This is a genomic window from Halorubrum sp. SP3 (assembly GCF_005435195.1).
Taxonomy (GTDB): Archaea; Halobacteriota; Halobacteria; order Halobacteriales; family Haloferacaceae; genus Halorubrum; species Halorubrum sodomense.
In genome coordinates, this window is the sequence record NZ_SGTU01000101.1 from 1 (window position 1) to 1265 (window position 1265).

General features: G+C 53.1%; 2 protein-coding genes. Both read left to right on the top strand.

Annotated elements, in window-relative coordinates:
* Nucleotides 1-319 (top strand): NAD(P)-dependent oxidoreductase (locus EXE42_RS15595; RefSeq protein ID WP_137706916.1); only part of this gene is annotated, 319 nt, incomplete at its 5' end.
* 69 nt (nucleotides 320-388) lie between these two features.
* Complete coding sequence (locus EXE42_RS15600) at nucleotides 389-952, top strand: metal-dependent hydrolase (RefSeq protein WP_137706917.1); 564 nt, start codon at nucleotides 389-391, stop codon at nucleotides 950-952.
* Nucleotides 953-1265 lie beyond the last annotated feature (313 nt).

A 1265-nucleotide genomic window follows, 5' to 3' on the forward strand; every position in this document is an offset into this window, starting at 1 on the left:
ACTGTTCGGTGATGGCACCCAGACACGCGATTTCACACATGTCGACGACGTTGTCCGCGCGTGCGAACTTGCTGCCGACCACGAACTCCAAGGGATTTACAACGTGGGCACTGAAGAAAGCTACTCGTTCAACGAGATGGTCGAGCTGATTAATGAAGAGCTTGGGACCAACGTCGACCCTAAGTACATTGAGAATCCCCTGGATGAGTACGTCCACGATACAATGGCAGACTACTCAAAACTTCATGCGGCCACTGGCTGGGAGCCAACAATTACGTTCGAAGAGGGTGTGTCACGGGTGTGTGAACCGTACCAGTAGCCACCTCTGAGGGTCGGTTAGCTCTCTCGATCAGCGAGGCTTATTCATGTCACCTCACATCTTTCGCCTGTGCTCCCACTAGGCCATCTTGCTTTCGCGTATCTCTGGTACGCACTGTACGCGGCCACCAGCACCCATCGGCTCCCCGCTCGGCTTGCGCTGCTCCCGCTTGCGTTCGGCAGCCAATTTCCAGATCTCATTGACAAACCACTCGCGTACATTGGGGTGCTCACGTATGGTCGCTCACTCGCTCACTCGCTATTCACGTTCGCTTTGTGTACGTTCACCGTTTGGTGGCTCGCCACCTGGCTTCGTGGGCGTTGGAGTGCCGAGACGCGCCCTGAACGACTTCGAATCGTTACCCCCGCGGCGTTCGCCATCGGCTACGCAAGTCACCTCCTTGGCGACACCTACCGGTTCTTACTCTCCGGTGATCTGTGGGCCGCACGGGTTTTGCTGTATCCGCTGTTTCCCGTCCCGGAGTCTCCGGCTGACGATATTGCGCCGTGGATTCGACTCTTCGAAATTTACCAAGAAATGGGCACACATCCCCAGATTACCCTCATCGTTGTTGCTATCGTTGTGTTTGTGGGGCTTCGCGTGCGCCAGTATCTGGCTCCCTCTCAGAATTAATACGCTGAGAACCACCTGCTGTTTGAATTCGTTTTATGCGCAAACGTTCAGCAATCTCTCGTCGATGCGTTTCTAGTCACTGAGCACGTAGCTTTCCGAGACGATTTTGTATATATCGAATTTATGTAATTATGATCCGGTGGTTCTGAATTCACTAATATGTGGTATGGAAACCGATTTGCGTGTTCCGCTGAACGTAGCAAGCTAAAAAATGTCGCCACAAAAGAGATTTATATGAGCTAATACTTCCATGCCACTATGGGACAGACACCCAGCGACAGACTGGAGACAGTCGCGGATGTCGCTGCTGCGA